This is a genomic window from Sphingomonas sp. 179-A 2A2 NHS (assembly GCF_045371305.1).
GTDB lineage: Bacteria > Pseudomonadota > Alphaproteobacteria > Sphingomonadales > Sphingomonadaceae > Sphingomonas.
Map to the genome: position 1 here is coordinate 177180 of NZ_JBIQDE010000006.1, position 25151 is coordinate 202330.

Consider the following 25151-nt stretch of genomic DNA (forward strand, 5'->3'; position numbering starts at 1 on the left):
CGTCAAGCACAGGCGATGCAACCTAGCTGGATCAAGGCGCGTTGTTCCGGCAGCGAATCGGTTGGAGATACTTCATGCGCGCCTTGCTCGTCCTGCTCGGTATTGCCGCTCTCGTGATCCTGGCGGGCATGGCGACCGGCTTTATCAATATTGATCAGACGCAAACGGCGCAGCTGCCGCGGCTGGAAGGCGGCCAGGCGCCGGAGTTCAAGGCGGATGTCGGCCGAATCGATGTGGGTACGGAGACGAAGACTGTCGAAGTGCCCAAGATCCAGGTGCAGAAGCCAGGCGACGCGCCCACCCCTGTCCCGGCCCAGTAACCGGCTGAGGCCGCCGCTGGACCAGGCGGCGCCGACGGCGCTACGGCGCGCAGCCATGTTCCCGCTCCCCGCCCCCATGCGCCTTGCGCTGGACGCCGCGCGCGAGGCTGCCGCCGCGGGCGAGGTGCCGGTTGGCGCGCTCGTGCTGTTCCGGGGAGAAGTCGTTGCCACGGCGGCGAATGCGCCGCGCCGCCTCGCTGACCCCACGGCGCATGCCGAGATGCTGGCGATTCGCGCCGCAGCCCAGGCGCTCGGCCGGGACCGGCTGGAGGACTGCGATCTGTGGGTCACCCTCGAGCCGTGCGCAATGTGTGCCGGCGCGATCGCGCATGCGCGGATCGCCCGGCTCTATTACGGCGCCGCCGATCCGAAGGGCGGCGCGGTGGAGCACGGGCCCCGCTTCTTCACGCAACCGACCTGCCATCATCGGCCGGAAATCTATCCCGGGATCGGTGATGGCGAATCGGCCGCCCTGCTGCGCGGGTTCTTCGCCGACCGGCGCTGAACCCGCGCTGCCGTTCAGCCGACCTCGTTCTGCGAGATCGGGACGATCTTGATCTCGACCCTGCGATTCGCTGCTCGGCCTTCCTCCGTCTCGTTCGTCGCGATCGGCTGGGTTTCGCCGAAGCCGCGGGTGCCGATCCGGGCGCTTTGCACACCGCGGGTGGAGAGATAATCGGCGACCGCCGCCGCGCGACGCTCCGACAGGCCCTGGTTGTACGAATCGCTGCCGGTCGAATCGGTATGGCCGTACACGTCGACATAGGTGCGGTTATATTCGCTCAGCACACTCGCCACCTGATCCAGCGTGCGCTGGAACTGCGGCTGCACTGCTGCCGAATTATAGGCGAAGTTGATCCCGCTCGGGATGTTCAGCAGCAGGTCGTCACCCTGGCGGATCACTTCTACGTCGGTGCCGGCGGTGCGGGCGCGAAGGTCGCGCTCCTGCTTGTCCATGTAGGCGCCGATACCGGCGCCGGCGATGCCGCCGATGCCGGCGCCAACGATCTTCTCGGTCCGATCGCGCCGCCCGCCGACGAGGTCACCCAGCAGATAGCCGCCCAGCGCGCCGCCGATGCCGCCGATCGCCGCCTTGGAAATCCGCTGCTGTCCGGTCTCCGGGTCGGTGGTGCAGGCCGCCGTCGCCAGCAGCGCGCCACCGGCAATCGCCGAAACCAGAGCAGTTTTGATACGCATTCGAATTGTCCCCTTTCACGTGGCTCGCCCGAAGAACCCGGGCATTGTGCCGGTTGTTCCGCCCCCGTCCTGAACCGGAACTGACGCGGACAGTTGTCGAACCCGGCGATTCACGCCAAGAGGGCGCCACATCATGCTACCGCCGTTCCCCTGGATCGACGTCCTCATCATTCTGGCGCTTGTCGCCCTGAATGGTGTTTTCGCGATGAGTGAGCTCGCCATCGTCTCCGCCCGCAAGGCTCGTCTGGAGGCGATCGCCCGTGGCGGCAACCGCGGCGCCCGTGCCGCTCTTGCCCTTGCCGCCGATCCCGGCAAGTTCCTTTCCACCGTTCAGATCGGCATCACGCTGATCGGCATCATAGCCGGCGCCTATTCGGGCGCTAGCCTCGGCACGCCAACCGCAGCAAGGCTGGAAGCGCTGGGCGTGCCCGCGCACATCGCGGCCAACCTCGGCTTCGCGATCGTCATTGGCCTCACGACCTATGCCTCGCTGATCATCGGCGAGCTCGTTCCCAAGCAGTTCGCGTTGCGCAAGCCGGAGGCGGTGGCGATTTGGATCGCCTTGCCGATGACGTGGCTGGCGGTCGCCACGAAGCCGCTAGTGTGGCTGCTCGACGCGACCAGCGCGCTCGTCTTCCGCCTCCTGCGCCTCAACCGCGAATCGGAAGAGCATGTCACGGCCGAGGAGATTCATCACATCGTCGCCGAAGCCTCACGCTCGGGGATCATCGAGGAGCATGAGCGCTCGATCATCTCCGGCGTGGTGCGATTGGCGGACCGCCCGGTACGCGAGGTCATGACGCCGCGGACCGAGGTGGAATGGCTCGATTCCTCGCTCGACGATGCGATGATCCGCACCAAGATCCTCGCCTCGGCGCACAGCCGCCTGCCAGTCGCCGAAGGATCGATCGATGCGGTGATCGGCGTCGTGCAGGCGCGCGACATCGCTCGTACGCTGGCTCAGGGCGATTCGCTCGATCTGAAGCAGCTCGTCCGCAAGGCTCCCGTCGTGGTGGACCAGATCGACGCAATGGACGCGCTCGACGCGCTTCGCCGCGCCGACGTGCCGATGGCGCTGATCCATGACGAATACGGTCATTTCGAAGGCATCGTCACGCCGGCGGATCTGCTCGCGGCGATCGCCGGCGAGTTCGCCTCGGACGCGGAGCCGGGTGAAGGACCCAATCTGGTCGAGCGGGAAGACGGCTCGATGCTGGTCGCCGGCACGATGGCAGCCGATGCGCTGGCCGAACGGCTAGGCATCGATCTGCCCGAGGATCGCGACTACGCCACCGTTGCGGGCCTTGCACTTGCGGTATTCCGGCATCTGCCCAACGAAGGCGAGAGCTTCGTCGAACAGGGATGGAAGTTCGAGGTGGTCGATCTTGACGGCCGCCGCATCGACAAGCTGCTGGTCAGCGCGGACTGACCGGCAGCGCCGCTCAGCCGGAGTTGCGCAGCCCCGTCGCGATCGCGTTGATCGACAAGAGGATCCCCTCGCCGATCCGCGGATCTTCGTCGCCCGCACGGTGGCGGCGCATCAGCTCGATCTGCAGCAGGTTAAGCGGCTCGATATAAGGCAGGCGCAGCCGGATCGAGGCGTCGAGCGTCGGATGTTTCTCCAGCAGCCGCGATTGGCCCGTCACCTGCAACAGGCAGTCATGCGTCGTCTGCCAGTCGTCGCGGATCCTCCCGAAGATGCGAGCGCCCAGCTTCTCGTCCTCGACAAGGCCCGCGTAGCGCTCGGCGATCCCCATGTCCGATTTCGCCAGCACCATTTCCATGTTGGCGAGCGTCGCGGCGAACAAGGGCCACCCCTCGGCCATCTCGGCAAGCAGGCCCTTGTCCTCGAAGCCCGCGATCGCCTGGCCGACGCCATACCAGCCCGGCAGCATCACGCGGGACTGGGCCCAGCTGAACACCCAAGGGATGGCGCGCAGATCCTCGATCCGCGTCGATTTGGTGCGACTGGCCGGCCGGCTGCCGATCTTCAGGCCGGAGATTTCGGCGATCGGCGTCATCTGGCGGAAGAAGGTCCGAAAACCCTCCGTGCCGTACACGAGATCGCGATAGGCGTGGAACGCCGTTTCCGAGAGGCGATCGATCGCGGCCGAGAAGGTCTCGCTTTCCGCATTCGACAGCGGCGCCGGCGAAAGGCTGGCGAGCAGGGTCGCCGAGGTCATCGCCTCGAGGTTCGTGATCGCCGTTTCCCGCGTGCCGTATTTGCCGGCGATCACTTCGCCCTGTTCCGTGATCCGGATGCGCCCTTGCACCGTCCCGGGCGGCTGCGCGCGGATCGCCGCGAAGGATGATCCGCCGCCGCGTCCCACCGCGCCGCCGCGGCCGTGGAACAGCTGCATGCCGACGCCGGCCGCCTCGAACACCGATTTCAAGGCGGTCGACGCCTTCGACAGCTGCCAGGTGGAGGTGAGATAGCCGCCGTCCTTGTTCGAATCGGAATAGCCGATCATCACTTCCTGGTGGCCGCGCGCCTTGGCGATCGCCGCCACTTCTGGCAGCGCGAACCACGCCTTCATGATCGCCGGCGCCGCTTCCAGATCCTCGATCGTCTCGAACAGCGGCACTGCCATCACGGCCGCGGTGGCGGGCTCTCCCGGCCGGTACAGCCCAACCTCCTTCAACAGCAGATGCACTTCGAGAAGGTCGCTGACCGATTTGCACATCGAGACGATATATTGCCGGATACACGCCGGCCCGTATGTCGCATGAGCATCGGCCGCCGCCGCGACGATCGCCAGCTCGGATGTCGTCTCGTCGGAATAATGGATGAATCGGCTGGTCAGCGGGCGTGCCGTCGCCAATTCGCGGGTGAGCAGCGCCACCCGCTCCTCCTCGTCCAGCGCCGCATAATCGTCGCACACGCCGGCGGTGGCGAGCAGTTCGGCCACCACCCGCTCATGCACCGCGCTGTTCTGCCGAAGGTCGAGCGTCGCGAGGTGAAAACCGAATACCTCAACCGCGCGGATCAGCCGCTCGATCGCCCCGCCGCTCGCCCGCAGCCCGTCGGTCAACGGATGCGCGATCGTGGCAAGATCATCGCGCAGCTCATCGGGCGAGGCATAGGGCTCGGCCGGCCGGCTCGGCCGTGGCGGCGTCGCACCGGTCAGCTTGCTGTAGGTGGCTGCCGTGCGCGCATAGATGCCGGTCAGCGCGCGGCGGTATGGCTCGTCGCGCCGGCTCTCCGCCTCGTCGCCGCTCCGTGCGGCCAGCGCCAGCACCGCCTCGTCCACCGGCGCATGATCGGTCGAGATCGACAGTTCGGCGCCAAGCGCATGCAGCTGCTCGAGATAATAGCCGATCACACCGGCCGATGCCTTGCTGAGCGCGGTACGCAGCGAGTCCGCCGTCACATAGGGATTGCCGTCGCGGTCGCCGCCGATCCAGTTGCCCGGCCGCAGGAAGCTCGGCACGCGCTTGCCCATCGCCCGGTCCCAGCGCTGGTAGAGCGCGGGGATCACCGGCAGGAACACGTCGCGCAAATAGCTCAGCGCCGTCTCCACCTCGTCGGTGACATACAGCCGTTCGCGCCGAAGCATCCGCGTCTGCCACAACAGCGCCACCTGCCGCACGATCGCCCCGTCGATCAGGTCGCCCTCCGGCGTCTCGGTCGCGCCGCTGTCGCGCAGCGCCATCAGGTCGGCGATGCGGTTGCGGTGGTCGATCATGCTCTTGCGCCGCACCTCGGTGGGGTGTGCGGTCAGCACCGGCGCGATCAGCGCATGGTCGAGCAGGGCAAGCACGTCCGCCTTGCCGATCCCCTCGCGCGACAGGCGCTCCAGTGCGGAGGCGAGATCCGCCCCTTCCTCCGCCGCGATGCCCTGGCGATCCTCGGCAAGGTTCGCCAGCATCGAAAACAGCATGAAGCCGCGCACGAAATCGAGCGTCTCGTCGAGCGACAGCGCGTCGAGATGATGGTCCACCGGCGCGCCGCCGTCGCGGTGGCGCTCCACCGATGCCGATCGGATCGCCTCGGTCGCGGCGAACAGCCGCTCGCCGCCAAGTTCGCGGATCACATCGCCGAGGACGCGCCCCAGATAGCGGATGTCGGGGTTGTTGTTGATCGGCGGAAGCTCGGCCATGTCGTCATGCTGCGCTGCAACAGGATCGCGGTCAACGCCCACGCTCAGTTGCCGCTGACGTTGTCGGCGCCGGCATCGGGCACGGGAACGACGGCATTGTCGGTGCTGTTGCCAAGCACCGATATTCCGCCCGGCGGCGCGATCCGCTCCATCGCTGTGGCGCGCTCCTCACTCGTCACCGAGCCGTCCTTGTTGAGATCCAGCTGGTCGAACCGGCCGAGCATGAACGCGCCCCATTCCTGCGAGCTCAAGCTGCCGTCGCCGTCCGTGTCGGCCTGCGCCATGATGCCGCGCAGCCGTGGCGGCAGTTCGTCCGGCGTCAGACGATCGTCGGCATTGACGTCCAGGCGGTGGAAGCGCCGCTCCACCATCCCGCCAAAGTCCAGCCGGGAAGTCACCGTGGGCGGCCGGTAATCCACCGCCATATTCTCGTCGGCCGATGTCCCCGATCCGCCGCACCCCGCCAGCACCGGCAGGACGCCAGCGAGCACGACCAACGACCGCATATATTATCCTCCAGAACCAGCCTTACGCTTCCAGTTCAACGTCCCAATAAAGCCAATCGTGCCACGTCTGATGAAGATAGTGTGGCGGATAGCTTCGGCCGTGTTCCTGCAGCTGCCAGCTGGTCGGTCGGATGGGCTCGATATGGAGCGGCATCGACGCTTCCTTCGGCGTGCGTCCGCCCTTCTTGAGGTTGCACGGGGAACAGGCGGTGACGACGTTTTCCCACGTCGTCCGCCCGCCCTGCGCCCGCGGCACGACATGATCGAATGTCAGTTCACGCTGCTGCGTGCCGCAATACTGGCAGGCAAAGCGATCGCGCAGGAAAAGGTTGAAGCGGGTGAAGGCCGGGAATTGCGACGGACGCACATATTGCTTCAGCGCGATCACCGATGGCAGCTTCATTGTCTGCGTCGGGCTGCGCACCTCGCGCTCGTAATGCGCGACGATATCGACACGGTCGAGAAACACTGCCTTGACCGCGGTCTGCCACGGCCAGATGCTGAGCGGATAATAAGATAGCGGCGTGTAATCCGCGTTGAGGACCAGCGTCGGACAAGCGTCCGGATGGCGGATCAGATCGGGATGGAACAAGCGCGCTCCCCTTCGATACTGTGTCGCCGCAGCGCATCGCGCCCAGCGATGACGCCATGATGACAGGCCGGGAATCACCGGGTCAAGGGGAGAGGATATATGACCGACAGCGTCACCTATGAAGTCGCCGACCATATCGCGACGATCACGCTCAATCGGCCCGAACGCCGCAACGCCTTGAACTGGGATGCTTATGCCAGGCTCGAGGCCGCGTTCCGCCGCGCGGTCACGGACGAGGATGCACGCTGCGTCATCGTCACCGGCGCCGATCCCGCCTTCTGCTCCGGCGATGACGTGGGCGAGATCATGGCCGGCCCCGATGCCTTTGCGAAGCGCAAGGCGCCGCCGGTCGTTCGTCATCAACCGACGCCCGCCGCCATTGCCGCGCTCGAATGCGACAAGCCGGTGATCGCCGCCGTCAATGGCGCCGCCGTCGGCTGGGGCATGGAACTCGCGCTTTACGCCGATATCCGCATCGCATCGGACAAGGCGAAGTTCGCCGAGCTCTTCATCAAGCGCGGCCTCGTCTGCGATGTCGGCGGCTTCTACCGTCTCCCTGCCATCGTCGGCCCCGCCAAGGCCGCGGAACTGCTTTTCACCGGCGACGTGATCGACGCGGCCGAGGCCGCGCGCATCGGGTTGGTGCGCGAAGTGGTGCCGCATGCCGAACTGATGGTCCGCGCCCGCGATCTCGCCGGGCGCATCGCGTCGAACCCGCCGCTCGCGCTTCGCTACATGAAGGAAGGGCTGCGCCGCGCCGCTTATGGGGATCCACGCGAGCTTGGCGGCTGGGCGATCGAGACGATCCGGCACCTGATGGGAACGCAGGATCACAAGGAAGGCGTCGCCGCCTTCATGGAAAAGCGCGAGCCGGTGTTCAGCGGCCGCTGAGGCCCGCGACGATCGGTCCAAGGCGAGGCGGGGCGGCGTCGGCGGGGGCTTGCCGCACTGCCCTGCGCCTCGCACATCGGCAGACGTGATCGTTACCCGCTTCGCCCCCTCTCCCACCGGCCAGCTCCACCTCGGCCACGCATGGTCCGCCATCCTCTCGCACGATCGCGCACGCGGCGGCGCCGGCCGCTTCCTGCTGCGGATCGAGGATATTGACGGCACGCGCAGCCGCCCCGAACATGTTGCGACGATCATCGAGGATCTCGCCTGGCTCGGCCTTGGCTGGGACGGCGAAATTGTGTTCCAGTCGCAGCGGCTGCCCGCTTATGCCGCCGCCCTGAATCGGCTGCGCGACATGGGGCTGCTTTACCGCTGCTATTGCACCCGCGCCGAGATTGCCGCCGCCAGCCTTTCCGCCCCGCACGGTGCCGAGCCGCGCTATCCCGGAACCTGCCGGGGTCGGGAGGGTGATCCCGCACAACCACATTGCTGGCGGATCGACATGGCCGCCGCCGTCGAGCGTGCCGGTCCGCTGAAGTGGCAAGACCACGGCAAGATGGTCGTCGCCGATCCGCTCGCTGCGGGGGACGTGGTGCTCGCGCGAAAGGACGCACCGGCCAGCTACCATCTCGCCGTCACCGTCGACGACGCTTGGCAGGGTGTGACGGACGTGGTGCGCGGTCGCGATCTGTTCGCCGCCACGCATGTTCACCGCCTGCTCCAGGCGTTGCTCGAACTGCCGACGCCTGCCTACCACCATCATGATCTGCTGCTCGGCCCGGACGGAAAGCGCCTCGCCAAGCGCAATGGCGCGCCCGCCCTTGCCGCGCTGCGTGCCGCCGGCGTAGACGGCCTCGCGCTTGCCGCCGATCTGCGCGCGGGGCGGGTTTCAAATCATGTCGCAAGATCCTAGATAGGTCTGATGCAGACGTTCCTCGTAATCCTTTTGATCGCGGCGCTGATCGCCACAGTCGTCGCGCTGGTACGCGGCGTCATCAGCTTTCTCCAGAGCGCCAGTGACGAAGCACGCGGCGTCGGCTCTTCGGGGCCAAGCGCGCTGCAGCTGAAGTCCAACCGGATGATGCAGCAGCGCATCCTGTTCCAGGCGCTTGCGATCCTCGTCGTCGTCGTCCTGCTGTTCGCCGCCGGGCGGACCTGACGGTTGGTCAAGCTCAACAAGATCTACACACGCACGGGGGACCACGGCACGACCGGGCTGGTCGATGGCAGCCGCGTCTCCAAGGCCGATCCGCGGATGATCGCGATCGGGGACGTGGACGAAGCGAACAGCGCGATCGGCGTCGCCATCGCCTCGCTTGGCGATCACCCCGTGATTTCAACGTTGTCGCGAATCCAGAACGACCTGTTCGATCTCGGCGCCGATCTCGCGACGCCGGGCGAGGATTTCATCCCGTCCGATATGGTGTTGCGGATGATCCCGGCGCAGGTCGACTGGCTGGAGCGCGAGATTGACAAGCTGAACGATCGCCTTGAACCGCTGCGCAGCTTCATCCTGCCGGGCGGTGCCGCCGCATCGCTTCACCTTGCGCGTGCGATCGCACGCCGGGCGGAGCGTGCCGCAGTGGCGATCGACGCACCGGTCAATCCGGCCGCGCTCACCTATCTCAATCGACTGTCGGATTTCCTGTTCGTCGCGTGCCGTGCGGTGAACCAAACGGGGGGCGGAGACGTTCTCTGGATACCCGGGGGATCACGCTAGCGCCGTGGGGCGCGTTACTGCGCCTGACCTGCGTATCCGAATTCTGGGGGAGAGATCAGAATGCGGTTACGCCCGACCCTGCAATCCGATGACCTCGCGGTCCGCTATTCCCGCGTTCGTGCGCTGACCGAGGCGCTCGTCGCCCCGCTCAGCGATGCCGATGCCACCGTCCAGTCGATGGACGATGCCTCCCCCGCCAAATGGCATCTCGCGCACACCAGCTGGTTCTTCGAAACCTTCGTGCTGCGGGATCACGCGCCGGGCTACCGGCTGCACGACGAACGCTTCCCCTTCCTGTTCAACAGCTATTACGAGGCCGAGGGGCGCCGCCATGCCCGCGCGCGTCGCGGCATGATCACCCGGCCGACGCTGGCGGAGGTGCTGGAATATCGCGCCGTGGTGGACCGCGCGATGATCGTCGCCTTCCCCGCCCTTGGTGGCGAGGCACGCGCCTTGGTGGAGCTCGGCTGCCATCACGAGCAGCAGCACCAGGAACTGCTCGTCACCGATATCCTCCACCTCTTCTCCGAAAACCCACTGGAGCCCAGCCTCTGGCTTCCCGAGCGCAAGGTGCCCGTCGAAGTTCCCCGGCCGATCGACTGGATCGAGCAGGACGAACAGGTGGTCGAGATCGGCCACGCCGGCGCCGGCTTCGCCTTCGATTGTGAAGGCCCGCGCCACCGTGCGCTTCTGTCGCCCCACCGGATCGCCGATCGCACCGTCACCAACGGCGAGTGGCAGGCGTTCATCGCCGACGGCGGTTATCGCACTCCGCGATGGTGGCTGGCGGACGGCTGGGCCTGGGTGCAGCGCGAAGGGATCACCGCCCCGCTCTATTGGGAAGAGCGCGACGGCGCCTGGACCCGCTTCGGGCTCGACGGCCGCCGCCCGGTCGATCCTGCCGCCCCCGTCACGCATGTCAGCTTCTACGAGGCGGACGCCTATGCCAGCTGGGCCGGCGCCCGCCTGCCGACCGAGTTCGAATGGGAAGCCGCCGCCGGCCACGATCCTGCCAGCGGCAACCAGCTCGACGTCGCCGGCGCCACAGAGCCGCGCCCGGCCCAGCGCGGCCCCGCCTTCTTCGGCGATGTGTGGGAATGGACCGGCAGCGCCTATCGCCCGTACCCCGGGTTCGTCGCCGCCGAGGGCGCGGTGGGCGAATATAACGGCAAGTTCATGAGCGGGCAGTTCGTGCTGCGCGGCGGATCCTGCGCCACGCCGCGCGGGCATCTGCGCGCCTCGTATCGCAACTTCTTCTACCCCCACCAGCGCTGGCAGTTCACCGGCGTCCGCCTCGCGAAGGATGCATGAGCACGCGCCGCCCCATCACACACCGGAAAGGATCGACATGCTGAAGCCAGAGATCGAGGACGGCCAGGCCTCGCTCGCCGATCCGCAGTTCCGCGCCGACGTGCTCGACGGCCTTGCCCGCCGCCCGCGCGCCATCCCCGCGCGCTGGTTCTACGATCATCGCGGGTCGGAGCTGTTCGAGCAGATCACCGCACTTCCCGAATATTATCCCACTCGCACCGAAACCGGCATCCTGTCGCGCATTGGCGGCGATCTCGCGCAGCGCCTGCCGCAGGGCGCCGCTCTCGTCGAGTTCGGCTCCGGCTCCTCGACCAAGACGCCGCTGGTGATCGACGCGATCCGCCCCAGCGCCTATGTGCCGATCGACATCTCGGGCGAGTTCCTGCGCGAATCCTCGCGCGCCCTGTCCGGCCGCTACCCGGGCCTGTTCGTGCTTCCCTTCGAGGCCGATTTCACCCGCACGCTCACCTTGCCCAAGACGATCGCCGCCGTGCCCAAGCTCGGCTTCTTCCCGGGTTCGACGATCGGCAACCTCATCCCGCGCGCCGCGGTGGACCTGCTCAGGGCGATGCGCGGCTCGCTCGGCATCGGTGCGCACCTTCTGATCGGCATGGACCGGATCAAGGACGAGGGCGTGCTGACGCGCGCCTATGACGATGCCGCCGGTGTCACCGCGGCGTTCAACATGAACCTCCTCGGCCGGATCAACCGCGAGCTTGACGGCACGATCCCGCTCGATGCCTTCCGCCACCACGCGATCTGGAACGACGATCGCGCCCGGATCGAAATGCATCTGGAGGCGACGCGCGATCTTGCCTTCACGGTTGACGGGCGGGACTTCGCGATCGCGGCCGGCGAGACGATCCACACCGAGAACAGCCACAAATACGGGCCCCGGGACGCAAAGATCCTGCTGCGCGCCGGGGGCTGGACCCCGGTCGCCGAACGGACCGATCCCGAAGGGCTGTTCGCAGTCTATCTCGCTGAAGCACAAGCGGATCGCCCTGCCCCGTGAGCCAGCGCGTCAGGTGACGGCGGCGCGCGCCGCATAGGCGGGATCGCGCCAAGCGTCCGCCGCCATCACCTCGGCCAGTTTCTCCACCGCCCGCCACACGTCCTCGTAGCGGGTGTAGAGCGGCGTCAGCCCCAGCCGCAGCACCTCGGGCGCGCGGAAATCGCCTACCACGCCGCGCGCGATCAGCGCCTGGCAGATCTCCCACGCATGATCGTGCGCGATGCTGACATGGCTGCCGCGCATCGCGGCATCACGCGGCGTAACCAGCGTGAAGCCGTGTCCGGCCAGGCGCGTGTCGATCCCCGCGATCAGGAGGTCGGCAAGCGCGCGGCTCTTGGGCACCAGATCACCCATCGTCACGCCCTCGAACGTGTCGAGCCCCGCATCCAGCGCCGCCATGCCGAGGATCGGCGGCGTCCCGCAGAGGAAGCGCTTCATGCCCCCCGCCGGCGCATAATCATCCTCGAAGTCGAACGGCGCGGCATGGCCCATCCACCCCGTCAGCGGCGATCGCAGCCGATCCTGCAGCGCCTTCGCCACATAGAGGAACGCCGGCGCCCCCGGCCCGCCGTTGAGATATTTGTAGCCGCAGCCGACTGCCAGGTCCGCGCCGCAGCCGTTGAGGTCCACCTCGACTGCGCCAACGCTATGGCTGAGATCCCACAGGATCAGCGCGCCCGCCGCATGCGCCGCGGCGGTGATCGCCGCCATGTCGTGCATCGCCCCGGTCTTGTAATGGACATGGGTGAGCAGCACGACCGCGGTGTCGCCATCGATCGCCGCCGCAATATCCCGCGTGGTGCGCACCTGGCGTCCGGGCAGCGTCGCCGCGATCCCCTGCGCGATATAAAGGTCGGTCGGGAAGTTGCCCGGCTCGGTCAGGATGGTGGTGCGGCCGGTCTGCGCCAGGCACGCCGCGGTCAGCAGCTTGAAGAGGTTGGCGGATGTGGAATCCGACACGATCACCTCGTCCGCCGCCGCCCCGATCAGCGGCGCGATCCGCGCGCCCAGCCGCGCCGGCGCTTCGATCCAGCCATGCTTGTTCCAGCTCGCGATGAGGTCCGCGCCCCATTCCCGCGTCACCGCATTCCCCACCCGCGCGGCCGTCGCCCGCGGCAACGCGCCCAGCGAATTGCCATCTAGGTAGATCAGCCCCTCGGGCAGCGCGAAGCGCGCGCGGTGGGAGCGCAGCGGATCGGCCGCATCCAGCGCCTGCACCTCGGCAAGGCCCGGCCAGCCACGCGCAGCGACCCCGCTCACCGCATCGCCCCTCACAGCACTGCCCTCACCGTGAGCAGTTCGGGGAAGAACACCTGGTCGATCACCTTGGCGAGGTACGGCACGCCCGCGGTGCCGCCCGTCCCGCGCTTGAAGCCGATCACCCGCTCCACCGTCTTCAGATGTCCGAACCGCCACAGCTGGAAGCGATATTCCAGGTCGACCAGCTTCTCGGCCAGCTCATACAGGTTCCAGTAGCGCTCCGGCGCGGCATAGACGTCGCGCCAGCATGCCTCCACCGCTGGAGATGCCTCATATGGCTTGGTGAAGTCCCGCTCCAGCCGGTCGGCGGGCACCGGCAGCCCGGCGCGCGCCAGCGCACGCAGCGCCTCGTCATAGATGCTCGGCCGGGCAAGCTCCGCGGTCAGCTCCGCCTGCAGGTGCGGCGCATCGGCGAAGACGCGGATCAGCGCCGCATTCTTGTTGCCCATCAAATATTCCATCGCGCGATACTGGTGCGACTGGAAACCGGAGCTACCGCCAAGCTTGCCGCGCATCGCGGAATAATCCGCCGGGGTGATCGTCGCCAGGATCTCCCAGCTGCTGATCAGCTGCTGCTGCACCCGCGCCACCCGCGCCATCATCTTGAATGCCGCGTCGAGCTGGTCCGCCGCAATCGCCGCGCGCGCTGCATTCAGCTCGTGAAGGCATAATTTCATCCACAGTTCCGATGCCTGGTGGATGACGATGAACAGCATCTCGTCATGCGTGCCGGACAATGGGCTCTGGCAGGCGAGCAGTTCGTCGAGCCTCAGATAGCTGGTGTAGCTCGGGCCGCTCGCGGGCGGCGCGGCATGATCGGTTTCGCGGGTCTCCATGCCGCCGGCTTGTAGGCGCAAGCGCCGCACAAGCGAAGGCGCGATGCGCCGCCTGGTGACACATGCAACGGCTGAACGGCATCACGTCAGGCCTTCGCTTGCGTCGTTCACCCCGCTACGCGAGGGCCAAGGGCAGGAGAGAGCAGACATGACCTATCTCGTCACCGGAGCGGCCGGCTTCATCGGCGCCGCCGTCGCGCGTCGGCTGCTTGATCGCGGCGAGACAGTCGTGGGGATCGACAATCTCAACGATTATTATCCCGTCCAGCTGAAGCGCGGCCGCCTCGCGACGCTGACGCATCCCAGTTTCACCTTCGCTGAGGTCGACATTGCGGATCAGGCGGCGCTCACCGCGGCGCTCGCGCCGCACCGGATCACCCACATCATCCATCTCGCCGCGCAGGCGGGCGTGCGTTACTCGCTCACCAACCCGCACGCTTATGTCCAGTCGAACCTCGTTGGTCAGGTGAACCTGCTCGAATATGCCCGCTCGCTCGATGGCCTCGCGTCGATGAGCTACGCCTCGTCCAGTTCCGTCTATGGTGGCAACACCAAGCTGCCGTTCGCGGAAAGCGACCGCGTCGACGGCCCGATCTCGCTCTATGCCGCAACCAAGAAGGCGGACGAGCTGATGGGCAATGTCTATGCCCATCTCTATCGCCTGCCGCTGACGGGTCTCCGGTTCTTCACCGTCTATGGCCCATGGGGCCGGCCAGACATGGCACTGTGGCTGTTCACCGACGCGATCCTCAAGGGCAAGCCGATCCGCGTCTTCAACAATGGCGACATGAGCCGCGACTTCACCTTCATCGACGATATCGTCTCAGGCGTGATCGCGGTCACCGACAGCCCGCCCGCTGATGACGGCACCAATCCGCCGCACCGCGTCTACAACATCGGCAACAACAAGCCCGAGCAGCTGCTGCGCATGATCGACGTGCTGGAGGATGCGATCGGCATCAAGGCGGTGCGCAGTCTCGAACCGATGCAACCCGGCGACGTCCCCGCCACCTATGCGGACATCACCGCGATCAGCCGCGATCACGGCTTTGCCCCCACCACGCCGATCGAGGTCGGCATCCCCCGCTTCGTCGACTGGTTCAAAGGATATCACGGGATCTGCTGACCCCGGCTGCGCCCCATCCCGCACTGTCCTACATCACCCTGACAGGCGTATTGTTCTCTTTTTGTTCTTGCGCAGGAGAGGACCATGATCGACGATCTCATCGATGCCGTCATCGACCGCGAAGGCGGCTACAGCAAACACCCGGCGGACCGCGGCGGCGCGACTCGCTGGGGCATAACCGAGGCCGTGGCGCGCGCCAGCGGCTATACCGGCGACATGCGCCATTTCGCGCGCGAGGCAGCCGCCGTCATCTATCGCCGCATCTACTGGCAGCGCCCACGGATCGACGACGTGGCGCGGCGCGCGCCGCTGATTGCCGCCGAACTGTTCGATACCGGCGTCAACATGGGGCCGGCGGTGGCAATCGCCTTCCTCCAGCGCGCGCTGAACGCGCTAAACCGTGGCGCACGCGATTATCCCGACGTGCTGCTCGATGGCCGCATCGGCCCGCAGACTTTGGGCGCGCTCGACGGCTTCCTCGCTACCCGCGGGCCGGCTGGCGAGACGGTGCTGCTCAAGGCGCTCGAGGCGCTGCAGGGCGAACGCTACGTCTCGCTGGCCGAGCGCCGTCCCGCGAACGAGGCATTCCTCTACGGCTGGCTCGCCAACCGCCTCGCCTGAAGGAGAAGGAACATGGCATTGCTCGATACCATCATCGGCCCGGTCGCCGGGCTGATCGACAAGATCATTCCCGATCCCAAGGCGCGCGAGGCGGCGAAGCTCGAACTGTTGCGCCTCGAAGGATCGCAGGAACTCGACCGGATCAAGACGCAGATGGCCGCCGTGCTGGCCGAGGCGGAATCCCCCGATCCCTGGACCAGCCGGGCGCGGCCGAGCTTCCTCTACGTCATGTACGTGTTGCTGCTCTGGTCGATCCCGATGGGGATCATCGCCGCGGTCAGTCCGGCGACGGCGCGGGTGATTGCGGGCGGCATGAACGCGTATCTCTCCGGCATTCCGGAGCCGCTCTACGCACTCTTCGCCACCGGTTATCTCGGCTACACCGCGGCGCGCGAATGGGGGAAGGCGAAGGCACGTTGAAAAATGCGCCAGAGCCTCAACTTCCTCAACATTCGCTCCAACATCGGCTCGCCCGTCCGTGGCGCGCGCCGTCAAGGCGCTCGCCGCCAGCGGGAGTCCCTGGCGGTGTTTCGCTCCTGCCTGGGGCGAGCGCGATGCTGGGGGCTGTTGAACCCGCGCCACACGTCCTACATCGCGCGCCATGAGTGAACAAAGCAGCATGCCCGTCTGGCACGGCACCACGATCCTATCGGTGCGGCGTGGCGGGAAAGTGGTCGTCGCGGGCGACGGCCAGGTATCGATGGGCCAGACGGTGATGAAGCCGAATGCGCGCAAGGTCCGCACGCTCGGCCCAGAGGGCAAGGTGATCGGCGGCTTCGCGGGCGCGACCGCCGACGCTTTCACCCTGTTCGAGCGGCTCGAGGCAAAGCTGGAACGCCATCAGGGCCATTTGATGCGCGCCGCGGTGGAACTGGCCAAGGACTGGCGCACCGACAAATATCTGCGCAACCTGGAGGCGATGATGATCGTCGCCGACAAGGACGTGACGCTGATCCTCACCGGCAATGGCGACGTTCTGGAGCCGGAGGCGGGCATCGCCGCGATCGGCTCGGGCGGTAATTTCGCGCTCGCCGCCGCTCGCGCACTGGTCGATTATGAAAAGGATGCGGAGACGATCTGCCGCAAGGCGATGGCGATCGCGGCGGAGGTCTGCGTCTACACCAACGATCGGTTGGTCGTGGAGACGCTCGACAGCGCGGCCTGATCGTGGCCCGCCAGTGATTGCGACGGATTGCGCTGGAGCAGCGGCTAAGCGCTTGTCTTCCGCCGCGCGTCCGTCCAATCACGGCGCCCATGATCCGTTCCTTTTCCACCGCCCCCCGCTGGGTCGCAGCGGGCGTGGCGGCGCTCTCGCTGATCGCATGTTCGCAAGGTGATGCCCGGCCGAAGTCCGCGTCGTCCAAGGCGCCCGCCAAGCCCTATTCGCGCGATCCCTACCCCTCCACCTACCGCGCCTATCCGGGCGTGCCGACGGTGGTGCGCAACGTCACGATCTTCGATGGCGAAGGCGGCCGGATCGACAATGGCCAGGTGCTGTTCGCGGATGGCAAGATCGTCGCGGTCGGCGCCAGCGTGAATGTGCCGGCGGATGCGCAGGTGATCGACGGCACCGGCAAGTGGGTGACCCCCGGGATCATCGATATCCACAGCCACCTCGGCGATTACCCGACCCCCAGCGTCCAGGCGCACAGCGACGGCAACGAGGCAACCAGCCCGATCACCGCGGATGTCTGGGCCGAACACAGCGTCTGGCCGCAGGATCCGGGCTTCAGCCGCGCGCTGGCCAATGGCGGCGTCACCACGCTGCAGATCCTGCCGGGTTCGGCGAACCTCATGGGTGGCCGCTCGGTCACGCTGAAGAACGTCTATTCGCGCACCATGCAGGGCATGAAATTTCCGGGCGCGCCCTACGGCCTGAAAATGGCGTGCGGCGAAAACCCGAAGCGCGTCTATGGCTCGAAGAACCGCCAGCCCTCCACCCGCATGGGCAATATCGCGGTTGACCGCGCGACCTGGGCCAAGGCGCAGGACTATCGCCGCAAATGGGACAAGTACGAGGCTGACGGCGGTGAGCCGCCCGCGCGCGACATCGCGATGGACACGCTGCGCGGCGTGCTGGCGGGCGAGATCCTGATCCAGAACCACTGCTACCGCGCCGACGAAATGGCGATCGTCGAGGATATGGCGAAGGAGTTCGGCTACAAGGTCACCGCCTTCCACCACGCGGTTGAGGCGTACAAGATCGCTGACCTGCTGAAGGCGAACGGCACCTGCGCCGCGGTCTGGGCCGATTGGTACGGCTTCAAGATGGAAAGCTATGACGGCATCGGCGAAAACCTCGCCATCCTCGAAAATGCCGGCACCTGCGCGATGATCCACTCGGATGACGAAAACGGCATCCAGCGGCTGAACCAGGAAGTGGCCAAGGTCCTCGCCTCCGGCCGCCGCGTCGGCATCAACGTCGCGCCAGAGGTGGCGTGGAAGTGGCTGTCGCTCAATCCCGCCAAGGCGATGGGCATCGCCGACCAGACGGGCAGCCTTGTCCCCGGCAAGATGGCCGATGTCGTGCTGTGGAACGGTGATCCGTACAGCGTCTACACCCGGCCGGAGAAGGTGTGGATCGACGGCGCGCTCCTTTATGATGCCAATGATCCCAAGCGTCGCCCGGTAAGCGACTTCGAGCTTGGCCAGCCCGGTTCGGGAGACGTCAAGTGAAGCGCGCTTTCCTCCTCCTCGCCACGATGCTGGCGAGCCCGGTCGCCGCGCAGACCGTGGCGATCACCAATGCGACGATCGCCGTCGGTGATGGCAGCGCACCGGTCGAAAACGGCACGGTCGTGTTCCAGAACGGCCGCATCGTCGCCGCCGGCAGCGGCGTGGCCGTGCCTGCCGGCGCACAGGTGATCGACGGCAGTGGCAAATGGGTCGCGCCCGGCTTCATCGCCGGCTTCAGCGATCTTGGCATCAGCGATGCTGGCGGCGTGCGCGAAAGCAACGACACGGGCGCGCGCACCGCGCCGTTCAACGCCGCGATCGACGTTTCCACCTCGATCAACCCGGCCGAGGTGAAGATCGCCAATGAGCGCCTTGGCGGCGTGACCCGCGCGCTTGTCGCGCCGGAGGCGTCGAACTCGATCTTCGCCGGTCAGGGCGCGGTGATCGATCTTGGCAATGATCCCAATGCCGTCACCCGCCCGCGTGCCTTCCAGTTCGTCGAGCTTGGCGAGGCTGGCGGGCGTCTTGCCGGCGGCAGCCGCCCGGCGGCCTATGCCGCGCTTCGCGATGCGCTGGCGCAGGCGGAGGATTATCGCCGCAACCCCGGCGCCTTCGGTGGCCGCGAGAAGGATTCGATGGTCAAGCGTGGCGACGCCCAGGCGCTGCTCCGCGTGCTCGACGGCAGCGTGCCGCTCGTCGTCCATGTCGAACGCGCAAGCGACATCCTCACCGTCCTCGCCCTGCCGCGTGAATATCCCAAGCTGAAGCTGGTGCTGACCGGCGTTACCGAGGGCTGGATGGTCGCGCGAGAGATCGCCGCCGCCCGCGTCCCCGTGATCGCCGCCGCGCTCGCCGATCTGCCGGCGCAGTTCGAATCGCTCGGCGCGACCGAATCCAACGTCGGCCGAATGCGCGCCGCCGGCGTGCAGGTGGCGCTCGCCTCGACCGGCAACAATGGCGGCGAGCACAATCTGCGCCAGTACGCCGGCAATCTCGTCGCGATCACCCGCGTGCCCGGCCACACCGGCCTGACATGGGGTGAGGCGCTGGCCGCGATCACGTCCGGTTCCGCCGCGGCGCTCGGCATGGACAATGAACTCGGCTCGCTGCGCGCCGGCCGCCGCGCCGACGTCGTGCTGTGGGACGGCGATCCGCTGGAGATTTCCTCCGCTCCCACTGCGGTGTGGATCGATGGTCAGCCCCAGCCGATGCACTCGCGCCAGTCGCAGCTGCGCGATCGCTATCTGGTGCCGACCGAACGCGCGCTGCCCAAGGCTTATGAGCGCTGAGCAGCAGGTGAGCGGCGGTGGTTGAGATGATCGTGGCCCCCCGCCCGCGCGCCGCGGGCCTCACCGCAGGCGCCAGGCGCATCGCCGCTGGCGCCGGGGACGTTGCCGCATGATGGCGGAAATCGGCCTCGCCGCTCTATGGTTCGCCGCCGCGCTCGCCGCGATGCAATTGCTGCTCGCCGCGCTGGCGGTGAGGCGCGGCGACGACATGCTCGCCGCCGCGGTCCGCCCCGTCGCGATCGTTCAGGGCGGGCTGTCGCTGCTCGCCATGGCGGCGCTGATCGGCGTGTTCCTCGCATCGGACATGTCGGTCGCGCTGGTCGTCGCCAACAGCCATTCGGCCAAGCCGTGGCTCTACAAGTTCGCCGGCGCCTGGGGGAACCATGAGGGCTCGATGCTCCTGTGGGTCACCATCCTCGGGCTGGCCGGCGCCGCCGTCGCCGCGCTCGAACGCCGCCTTGCCGAACGCACGCTCACCGCGACGCTCGGCGCGCAGGCGCTGATCGCGCTCGGCTTCTACGCCTTCCTGCTCTTTGCCTCGAACCCCTTTGCGCGGCACGTCACCCCGCCCGCGGACGGCCAGGGGCTCAATCCGCTGCTGCAGGACCCCGGCCTCGCCTTCCACCCGCCGACGCTCTACGCCGGCTATGTCGGCCTGTCGGTCGCCTTCTCCTTCGCGGTCGGCGCGCTCGTCACCCGTGATGTCGGCCCCACCTTCGCCCGCGCAATGCGCCCCTGGGTGCTCGCTGCCTGGGTGTTCCTGACGATCGGCATCACCGCCGGCAGCTATTGGGCCTATTATGAGCTCGGCTGGGGCGGCTGGTGGTTCTGGGACCCGGTCGAGAATGCCTCGCTGATGCCGTGGCTCGCGGCGACCGCGCTGCTCCACTCGGTCAGCGTGCTTGCCACGCGCGATGGCCTGCGCGCCTGGACGGTGATGCTGGCGGTGGTCGCCTTCTCCATGTCGATGCTCGGCACCTTTCTGGTCCGCTCGGGCATCCTCACCAGCGTCCATGCCTTCGCCGTCGATCCCGAACGTGGCCTGTTCATCCTCGTCCTCCTGTCGCTCTACATCGGCGGCGCGCTGGCGCTGTTCGCGACGCGCATCGGCGTGGTGCGCGCGGGCAATACCTTCGAACTGCTGAGCCGGGAGGGGAGCCTGGTGGCCAACAACCTCCTCCTGTCGGTGATCCTCGGCATCGTTCTGATCGGCACCTTCTACCCGATCGTCGCCGCCGCGATGGGCACGCAATTGTCGGTCGGCCCGCCCTTCTTCGAAAAGGCCGCCGGGCCGATCGCGCTGATCCTCGTGGCGATCATGGCGGTCGGGCCGCTGCTGCGCTGGCGCAAGGATGACGCGCAGGCGCTGCTGCAGCGGATGACCTGGCCGATCGCCACCACCGTCTTCACCGCCGCCGCGCTGGTCGTGTTCGGCGGCGGGATCGGCATCATGCCGCTCATCGCCATCGCGCTCGCCGCCGGCCTCGCGGTCGCCAGCGTCGCGCCGCTGTTCGGCCGCAACCTGCGCCGCACACCGCTGTTCGTCTACGGCATGGTCGTCGCCCATCTCGGCATCGCGGTCAGCCTCGTCGGCATGGCCGCATCATCGGCCTATACGCGTGAGACATTGGTCGCCGCCGGCGTCGGGGAGCCGGCGCGCGTCGGCCCCTATCGCGTCACCTTGCGCGGCATGCGCCCGGTGATCGGCGACAATTGGACCGCACTGGAGGCACGGCTTGAGGTGCAGCGCGGCGACGCCCCGGTCAGCTTCCTCGCCCCGCAGTCGCGCTATTTCTCCAACCCGCCGACCACCACCAACGAAAGCGCAATCCTCACCAGCGCGGACGGCCAGCTCTACACCGTCATCGGCCAGCCCGATGGCGCGGGCCGCTGGCAGCTGCGACTGTGGTGGAAACCGTGGGTGACGCTGATCTGGTATGGCGGCGGGCTGATCGCGCTGGGCGGCGCGCTGTCGATCCTCGGCCACTGGCTGCGCGATCGCCGGCAGAAGAAGCGCGCGGATGAGGCGGCGGAGGCGCTCGCCTGGGCATGAAGCGCTGGCTCCTCTGGCTCCCGCTCGTCGTGTTCCTCGTCCTCGCCGGCTTCGCCGTACGTGAGCTGCGTCGGCCGAGCGACCGGACGGTCTATTCGGCAATGGTGGGAAAGCCCGTGCCCGACATCACCCTGCCGCCGATCGTGCCGGGCAAGCCCGGCCTCGCGCCCGCGGATCTCCGAACCGGCCGGCCGCGCCTCCTCAACATCTTCGCCAGCTGGTGCGTGCCGTGCATCGCGGAGGCGCCGCAGCTGATGAAGCTGAAGGCGATGGGCATTCCGATCGACGCCGTCGCGATCCGCGACACCGGCCCCGCCATCGCCACCTTCCTCGCCCGCCACGGCGATCCCTACCAGCGGATCGGCGACGATCGCGACAGCCAGGTGCAGCTCTCGCTCGGCTCCTCCGGCGTGCCGGAAACCTTCGTGATCGACGGCAAGGGCGTGGTGGTGAAGCAGCATGTCGGCGACATCCGCGACGATGACGTGGCCGCGCTGGCCGAGGCATGGCGCAACGCCCGGTGAGCGCGCTTCTGCCCCGCATGCTCGCCGCCTTCGCCGCCAGCCTGCTCGCACTCGCCGGCCCCGCCACCGCGCAGACCCGACCGCCCGCCGACTACGCCAACGTCCAGCTGCGTGATCCCGCCAAGGAGGCGGAGGCGAAGGCGCTGATGGAAACCCTGCGCTGCCTCGTCTGTCAGGGTCAGTCGATCGCCGACAGCGACGCCGACATGGCCGGCGACATGCGCAGCCTGGTACGCCAGCGGATCGCCGCCGGCGACAATGCCACGCAGGTCCGCGACTGGCTGGTTGCCCGCTATGGCGATTACGTAACCTATGATCCGCCGATAAGCGCGGTCACCCTGCCGCTCTGGCTCACCCCGATCGCCCTGCTCGCGATCGGCATCTGGATCGCGCGGTCCAGCTTCCGTAGGCGCCGTCGCCGACACAAGTGAAAGTAGCGAAATAGGACTGGATTTGTCCGTCGTCGCCGCATAGCCTCTTCCACAACAAAAGTTATGGGGAGGGTGCGGCATGACCGTCACTTTGTGGGATCACCCGCTGTCGCCGTACGCGCAGAAGGTGAAGATCGCGCTGCGCGAAAAGGGCGTGCCCTTCGACACGGCGGTGCCCGGCGGGATCGGCGTCGGCGGCGCGGCGGGGGATTTCCTCGCTGCCAATCCGCGCGCGGAGGTGCCCGCGCTGCTCCATGACGGCACCGCCATCTTCGATTCGACCATCATTCTCGAATATATCGAGGATTGCTGGCCCGACCCTTCGTTGCTCCCCGCCACCCCCGCCGATCGCGCCCGGGTGCGGATGATCGAGGAAGTGGTCGACACGCACCTGGAGGCGGTGAACTGGGGCCTCAGCGAATTGCGCTGGTTCCGCCGCGCCGAAGGGCCGCTGGGCGAAAGCCTTGCCACCAAGGCAGCCGAGCAGATCCGCGGCTATCACGCCTGGCTCGAACGCGCGCTCGGCGATCGCCCCTGGTTCAACGGCGGCAGCTTCGGCTGGGGCGACCTCAGCGTCGTTCCCTACCTCAACGGCTCCGCCGGCCACGGCGTGCCGCCAGCGCCGGGGTCGAGGCTCGCCGACTGGCTGGCCCGCGCCAATGATCGCCCGTCAGTGCGCGACACCGTCGCCGATGCCGCCGCGACCGCCTCCACCGGCGGCATGGGCGATGTCGCGAAGCTCCTCGAACAGGGCCTCTTCAAGCGCGAATATCGCGACCACCGGCTCGAATGGATGGTGAAGTCCGGCGGGCTGGAGGTCGTCACCCAAGGCCTTGCCCGCGGCAACATCCGCTTCTCCCCCGATCTCACCTGACCCTCCCTCCGCCAGCCAGAGAAGACCGACCATGCATCTCGTCAGCGATCACATCATCGAGGGCCGGCAGGGCCCGACGTTCGGCCAGGCCTATCCGACGCTCCCCGGCGTCGACCTCATCGATATCCAGCGGTTCACCGCCGGCCAGCCGTGGGACGATTTCCGCCGCATGCGGGAGGAAGCGCCGGTGATGTGGCACCCCCTGCCCAACAACGGCGTCGGCTTCTGGGCGGTGACCAGCTATGACGGCGTGAAGCGCGTCAACGGCGATCCGGAGACGTTCAGCAGCGAGAAGGGCGGCATCCTGATGGCGCTCGGGCCGCAGGAAACGCGCCACCCGGTGCTGTTCTCCGCCTCGACCAACTCGATGATCAACCTCGACGGCCGCCCGCATCGCGAGCTGCGCCGCGAGCACATGCCCTATTTCACCGCCACCTACATGAAGGGGCTGCGCGCGCGCGTATCGGCGGAGGTCACCCGCCTGCTCGACACGATGGCCCCGCTCGGCAAATGCGACCTGGTCGAGAAATTCTCGCAGCGCCTGCCGATCTTCACCCTGTGCGAGATGCTCGGCGTGCCCGAGGCCGACCGCGAGAAGTTCATCGGCTGGATCCACTTCCTCGAAATGGCGCAGCAGGTCGCGACCGAGCAGGCGCAGCAGGTCGCCGCCGGCGGCGAGCTCAGCCCGCAGATCCTCGCCTTCATCGAGATGTTCAACAAGAACATCGCCGAGATGTTCGACTATGGCCGCCACATGCTGGCCAAGCGCCGCGCCGATCCGCAGCCCGATCTCATGAGCGCGATCGCCAATGCGGTGGTGGAGGGTGATCCGCTGCCCGATCCCTATCTCGACGGCGCGTGGCTGCTGATCGTGTTCGCGGGCAATGACACGACGCGCAACTCGATCTCCGGGGCGATGAAGCTCTTCACCGAGAATCCGGCGGAGAAACAGCGGCTTCAGGCCGACGGCGGCCTGCTGACCAATGCCGTGCACGAGATCACCCGCATGGTCTCCCCGGTCATCTACATGCGCCGCACCGCGACCCGCGATACCGAGATCGAGGGGCAGAGGATCGCCGAGGGCGAAAAGGTCATCATGTATTACGGCGCGGCCAACCGCGACCCCAAGATGTTCCCCGATCCCGACCGCTTCGACATCGGCCGCGCCAATGCGGAAAAGAACATCGCCTTCGGCCACGGCCCGCACATCTGCATCGGCCGCATGACCGCGCAGTTGCAGCTGGAGGAAGCGTACCGCCAGATCTTCGCTCGCTTCCCCGACATCCGCTGGACCGGCGACATGGACATCGCGCCCAACAATTTCGTCCACGCCGTCCGCCGGCTGGAGGTGGAATTCACCCCCGAACGCGCCGCGCAGGCCGCCTGATGGCCGGCGGCATCGCGGCGGCGGGCGCACCGCGCTGGATATCCTGGTGGTTCCGCGGCGCGGCGATCTTCGGCCTCGTCGCGCTGCTGCCGCAATATCTCCTGCCACAGCCGGCTGGGGCGGAGCTGGTGGCCTATGGCTTCATCGGCACCGCTGCCGCCTTCCAGCTCGTCTTCTGGGTGATCGCCGGCGATCCCGTCCGCTACCGCCCGCTGATGCTGCCCTCGGTGGCGGAAAAGCTCGCGTTCGGCGTGCCCGCGCTCCTGCTCTTCGCCAACGGCAAGGTGCCGGCGCCCGTGCTGCTGTTCGGCGCGATCGACCTTCTCCTCGGCCTCGGCTTCTTCCTCGCCTGGCGTGCCATACCAATCCACCGCGCCTGAAATAGGGAGAACGCCGGCTTGACGGCGGGGGCCGGCGCTCTC

27 protein-coding genes are annotated in these 25151 nt (G+C 67.5%); 21 read left to right on the forward strand and 6 right to left on the reverse strand.

The annotated features are described in order from the left end of the window. Positions 1–74 precede the first annotated feature (74 nt). Complete coding sequence (locus tag ACH0AE_RS14580) at positions 75–320, forward strand: hypothetical protein (RefSeq protein WP_294444635.1); 246 nt, start codon at positions 75–77, stop codon at positions 318–320. Between the two features lie 76 nt (positions 321–396). After that, complete coding sequence (locus tag ACH0AE_RS14585) at positions 397–825, forward strand: nucleoside deaminase (protein ID WP_294444654.1); 429 nt, start codon at positions 397–399, stop codon at positions 823–825. Positions 826–839: 14 nt separating this feature from the next. Here ACH0AE_RS14585 and ACH0AE_RS14590 read toward each other — a convergent pair whose 3' ends face one another. Further along, positions 840–1517, reverse strand: coding sequence for an OmpA family protein (locus tag ACH0AE_RS14590; RefSeq protein WP_294444637.1), 678 nt, complete (start codon positions 1515–1517; stop codon positions 840–842). 133 nt (positions 1518–1650) lie between these two features. Between ACH0AE_RS14590 and ACH0AE_RS14595 the strand changes: the two genes are divergently transcribed. Then, complete coding sequence (locus tag ACH0AE_RS14595; RefSeq protein WP_294444638.1) at positions 1651–2946, forward strand: hemolysin family protein; 1296 nt, start codon at positions 1651–1653, stop codon at positions 2944–2946. Positions 2947–2959: 13 nt separating this feature from the next. On the opposite strand, the gene ppc is transcribed toward ACH0AE_RS14595, so the two are convergent. The 3 genes from ppc to ACH0AE_RS14610 are packed head-to-tail and all read right to left on the reverse strand — an operon-like array spanning position 2960 to position 6715. Further along, positions 2960–5617: a phosphoenolpyruvate carboxylase gene (gene ppc / locus ACH0AE_RS14600; protein ID WP_294444639.1), complete on the reverse strand. Its 2658-nt coding sequence runs from the start codon at positions 5615–5617 to the stop codon at positions 2960–2962. Between the two features lie 44 nt (positions 5618–5661). Beyond that, entirely contained in the window at positions 5662–6123 is a 462-nt protein-coding gene (locus tag ACH0AE_RS14605) for an EF-hand domain-containing protein (protein ID WP_294444640.1), read from the reverse strand. Between the two features lie 22 nt (positions 6124–6145). Then, positions 6146–6715, reverse strand: coding sequence for an HNH endonuclease (locus ACH0AE_RS14610; protein WP_294444641.1), 570 nt, complete (start codon positions 6713–6715; stop codon positions 6146–6148). A gap of 99 nt (positions 6716–6814) precedes the next feature. Here ACH0AE_RS14610 and ACH0AE_RS14615 point away from each other — a divergent pair, with 99 nt between their 5' ends. The 6 genes from ACH0AE_RS14615 to egtD all read left to right on the forward strand — a co-directional run bounded on the left by ACH0AE_RS14615 (position 6815) and on the right by egtD (position 11652). After that, positions 6815–7606 carry an enoyl-CoA hydratase/isomerase family protein gene (locus ACH0AE_RS14615; RefSeq protein ID WP_294444642.1) on the forward strand — a complete coding sequence of 264 codons (792 nt, stop codon included), beginning with the start codon at positions 6815–6817 and terminating at the stop codon, positions 7604–7606. Between the two features lie 85 nt (positions 7607–7691). Further along, the gene (gene gluQRS / locus ACH0AE_RS14620; RefSeq protein ID WP_294444643.1) at positions 7692–8519 is read left to right on the forward strand and encodes a tRNA glutamyl-Q(34) synthetase GluQRS; all 828 of its coding nucleotides are present in this window, start codon (positions 7692–7694) and stop codon (positions 8517–8519) included. Between the two features lie 9 nt (positions 8520–8528). After that, complete coding sequence (locus ACH0AE_RS14625; RefSeq protein ID WP_294444644.1) at positions 8529–8765, forward strand: twin transmembrane helix small protein; 237 nt, start codon at positions 8529–8531, stop codon at positions 8763–8765. A gap of 3 nt (positions 8766–8768) precedes the next feature. Continuing rightward, positions 8769–9326 (forward strand): cob(I)yrinic acid a,c-diamide adenosyltransferase, encoded by a 558-nt coding sequence (locus tag ACH0AE_RS14630; RefSeq protein WP_294444645.1) that lies wholly within the window; start codon positions 8769–8771, stop codon positions 9324–9326. A gap of 60 nt (positions 9327–9386) precedes the next feature. After that, entirely contained in the window at positions 9387–10637 is a 1251-nt protein-coding gene (gene egtB, locus ACH0AE_RS14635) for an ergothioneine biosynthesis protein EgtB (protein ID WP_294444646.1), read from the forward strand. A 37-nt stretch (positions 10638–10674) separates the two neighbouring features. Beyond that, positions 10675–11652 (forward strand): L-histidine N(alpha)-methyltransferase, encoded by a 978-nt coding sequence (gene egtD / locus ACH0AE_RS14640; RefSeq protein ID WP_294444647.1) that lies wholly within the window; start codon positions 10675–10677, stop codon positions 11650–11652. Between the two features lie 9 nt (positions 11653–11661). Here the strand turns inward: egtD and kynU are convergent, their stop codons facing one another. Next, entirely contained in the window at positions 11662–12912 is a 1251-nt protein-coding gene (gene kynU / locus ACH0AE_RS14645; RefSeq protein WP_294444650.1) for a kynureninase, read from the reverse strand. Positions 12913–12923: 11 nt separating this feature from the next. Then, positions 12924–13748 (reverse strand): tryptophan 2,3-dioxygenase, encoded by an 825-nt coding sequence (locus ACH0AE_RS14650; protein ID WP_294444651.1) that lies wholly within the window; start codon positions 13746–13748, stop codon positions 12924–12926. Positions 13749–13896: 148 nt separating this feature from the next. Here ACH0AE_RS14650 and ACH0AE_RS14655 point away from each other — a divergent pair, with 148 nt between their 5' ends. From ACH0AE_RS14655 to ACH0AE_RS14710, 12 genes are all read left to right on the forward strand, one after another. After that, the gene (locus ACH0AE_RS14655; protein ID WP_294444652.1) at positions 13897–14874 is read left to right on the forward strand and encodes an NAD-dependent epimerase/dehydratase family protein; all 978 of its coding nucleotides are present in this window, start codon (positions 13897–13899) and stop codon (positions 14872–14874) included. An 84-nt stretch (positions 14875–14958) separates the two neighbouring features. Next, a complete protein-coding gene (locus ACH0AE_RS14660) occupies positions 14959–15495 on the forward strand; it encodes a glycoside hydrolase family 108 protein (RefSeq protein ID WP_294444653.1) in 537 nt (178 codons plus the stop codon). Between the two features lie 12 nt (positions 15496–15507). Beyond that, positions 15508–15915, forward strand: coding sequence for a holin family protein (locus tag ACH0AE_RS14665; protein WP_406875833.1), 408 nt, complete (start codon positions 15508–15510; stop codon positions 15913–15915). A gap of 199 nt (positions 15916–16114) precedes the next feature. Beyond that, on the forward strand, positions 16115–16660 hold the full coding sequence (hslV, locus tag ACH0AE_RS14670; protein ID WP_294444836.1) for an ATP-dependent protease subunit HslV: 546 nt from the start codon (positions 16115–16117) through the stop codon (positions 16658–16660). A gap of 89 nt (positions 16661–16749) precedes the next feature. Next, a complete protein-coding gene (locus ACH0AE_RS14675) occupies positions 16750–18171 on the forward strand; it encodes an amidohydrolase (protein ID WP_294444837.1) in 1422 nt (473 codons plus the stop codon). Further along, positions 18168–19460, forward strand: coding sequence for an amidohydrolase family protein (locus tag ACH0AE_RS14680; RefSeq protein WP_294444838.1), 1293 nt, complete (start codon positions 18168–18170; stop codon positions 19458–19460). Before ACH0AE_RS14675 ends, ACH0AE_RS14680 begins: the two co-directional genes overlap by 4 nt. A 109-nt stretch (positions 19461–19569) precedes the next feature. Beyond that, positions 19570–21513: a heme lyase CcmF/NrfE family subunit gene (locus tag ACH0AE_RS14685; RefSeq protein ID WP_294444840.1), complete on the forward strand. Its 1944-nt coding sequence runs from the start codon at positions 19570–19572 to the stop codon at positions 21511–21513. Then, entirely contained in the window at positions 21510–22037 is a 528-nt protein-coding gene (locus ACH0AE_RS14690; protein WP_294444841.1) for a redoxin family protein, read from the forward strand. Before ACH0AE_RS14685 ends, ACH0AE_RS14690 begins: the two co-directional genes overlap by 4 nt. A 17-nt stretch (positions 22038–22054) precedes the next feature. After that, positions 22055–22468 (forward strand): cytochrome c-type biogenesis protein, encoded by a 414-nt coding sequence (locus ACH0AE_RS14695; RefSeq protein ID WP_294444848.1) that lies wholly within the window; start codon positions 22055–22057, stop codon positions 22466–22468. A 79-nt stretch (positions 22469–22547) separates the two neighbouring features. After that, positions 22548–23342, forward strand: coding sequence for a glutathione S-transferase family protein (locus tag ACH0AE_RS14700; RefSeq protein ID WP_294444843.1), 795 nt, complete (start codon positions 22548–22550; stop codon positions 23340–23342). A gap of 31 nt (positions 23343–23373) precedes the next feature. Continuing rightward, complete coding sequence (locus ACH0AE_RS14705; protein WP_294444844.1) at positions 23374–24729, forward strand: cytochrome P450; 1356 nt, start codon at positions 23374–23376, stop codon at positions 24727–24729. Then, positions 24729–25109 (forward strand): hypothetical protein, encoded by a 381-nt coding sequence (locus ACH0AE_RS14710; RefSeq protein WP_294444845.1) that lies wholly within the window; start codon positions 24729–24731, stop codon positions 25107–25109. The genes ACH0AE_RS14705 and ACH0AE_RS14710 overlap by 1 nt, the downstream gene beginning before the upstream one ends. Positions 25110–25151 lie beyond the last annotated feature (42 nt).

What these genes read in the sequence shown, in the direction of transcription:
- ACH0AE_RS14580 (WP_294444635.1), top strand. Translation starts at nt 75, where the DNA reads ATGCGCGCCTTGCTCGTCCTGCTCGGTATTGCCGCTCTCGTGATCCTG.
- ACH0AE_RS14585 (WP_294444654.1), top strand. Translation starts at nt 397, where the DNA reads ATGCGCCTTGCGCTGGACGCCGCGCGCGAGGCTGCCGCCGCGGGCGAG.
- ACH0AE_RS14590 (WP_294444637.1), bottom strand. Translation starts at nt 1,517, where the DNA reads ATGCGTATCAAAACTGCTCTGGTTTCGGCGATTGCCGGTGGCGCGCTG.
- ACH0AE_RS14595 (WP_294444638.1), top strand. Translation starts at nt 1,651, where the DNA reads ATGCTACCGCCGTTCCCCTGGATCGACGTCCTCATCATTCTGGCGCTT.
- ppc (WP_294444639.1), bottom strand. Translation starts at nt 5,617, where the DNA reads ATGGCCGAGCTTCCGCCGATCAACAACAACCCCGACATCCGCTATCTG.
- ACH0AE_RS14605 (WP_294444640.1), bottom strand. Translation starts at nt 6,123, where the DNA reads ATGCGGTCGTTGGTCGTGCTCGCTGGCGTCCTGCCGGTGCTGGCGGGG.
- ACH0AE_RS14615 (WP_294444642.1), top strand. Translation starts at nt 6,815, where the DNA reads ATGACCGACAGCGTCACCTATGAAGTCGCCGACCATATCGCGACGATC.
- ACH0AE_RS14625 (WP_294444644.1), top strand. Translation starts at nt 8,529, where the DNA reads ATGCAGACGTTCCTCGTAATCCTTTTGATCGCGGCGCTGATCGCCACA.
- egtB (WP_294444646.1), top strand. Translation starts at nt 9,387, where the DNA reads ATGCGGTTACGCCCGACCCTGCAATCCGATGACCTCGCGGTCCGCTAT.
- egtD (WP_294444647.1), top strand. Translation starts at nt 10,675, where the DNA reads ATGCTGAAGCCAGAGATCGAGGACGGCCAGGCCTCGCTCGCCGATCCG.
- ACH0AE_RS14650 (WP_294444651.1), bottom strand. Translation starts at nt 13,748, where the DNA reads ATGGAGACCCGCGAAACCGATCATGCCGCGCCGCCCGCGAGCGGCCCG.
- ACH0AE_RS14655 (WP_294444652.1), top strand. Translation starts at nt 13,897, where the DNA reads ATGACCTATCTCGTCACCGGAGCGGCCGGCTTCATCGGCGCCGCCGTC.
- ACH0AE_RS14660 (WP_294444653.1), top strand. Translation starts at nt 14,959, where the DNA reads ATGATCGACGATCTCATCGATGCCGTCATCGACCGCGAAGGCGGCTAC.
- ACH0AE_RS14665 (WP_406875833.1), top strand. Translation starts at nt 15,508, where the DNA reads ATGGCATTGCTCGATACCATCATCGGCCCGGTCGCCGGGCTGATCGAC.
- hslV (WP_294444836.1), top strand. Translation starts at nt 16,115, where the DNA reads ATGCCCGTCTGGCACGGCACCACGATCCTATCGGTGCGGCGTGGCGGG.
- ACH0AE_RS14675 (WP_294444837.1), top strand. Translation starts at nt 16,750, where the DNA reads ATGATCCGTTCCTTTTCCACCGCCCCCCGCTGGGTCGCAGCGGGCGTG.
- ACH0AE_RS14685 (WP_294444840.1), top strand. Translation starts at nt 19,570, where the DNA reads ATGATGGCGGAAATCGGCCTCGCCGCTCTATGGTTCGCCGCCGCGCTC.
- ACH0AE_RS14690 (WP_294444841.1), top strand. Translation starts at nt 21,510, where the DNA reads ATGAAGCGCTGGCTCCTCTGGCTCCCGCTCGTCGTGTTCCTCGTCCTC.
- ACH0AE_RS14695 (WP_294444848.1), top strand. Translation starts at nt 22,055, where the DNA reads ATGCTCGCCGCCTTCGCCGCCAGCCTGCTCGCACTCGCCGGCCCCGCC.
- ACH0AE_RS14700 (WP_294444843.1), top strand. Translation starts at nt 22,548, where the DNA reads ATGACCGTCACTTTGTGGGATCACCCGCTGTCGCCGTACGCGCAGAAG.
- ACH0AE_RS14705 (WP_294444844.1), top strand. Translation starts at nt 23,374, where the DNA reads ATGCATCTCGTCAGCGATCACATCATCGAGGGCCGGCAGGGCCCGACG.
- ACH0AE_RS14710 (WP_294444845.1), top strand. Translation starts at nt 24,729, where the DNA reads ATGGCCGGCGGCATCGCGGCGGCGGGCGCACCGCGCTGGATATCCTGG.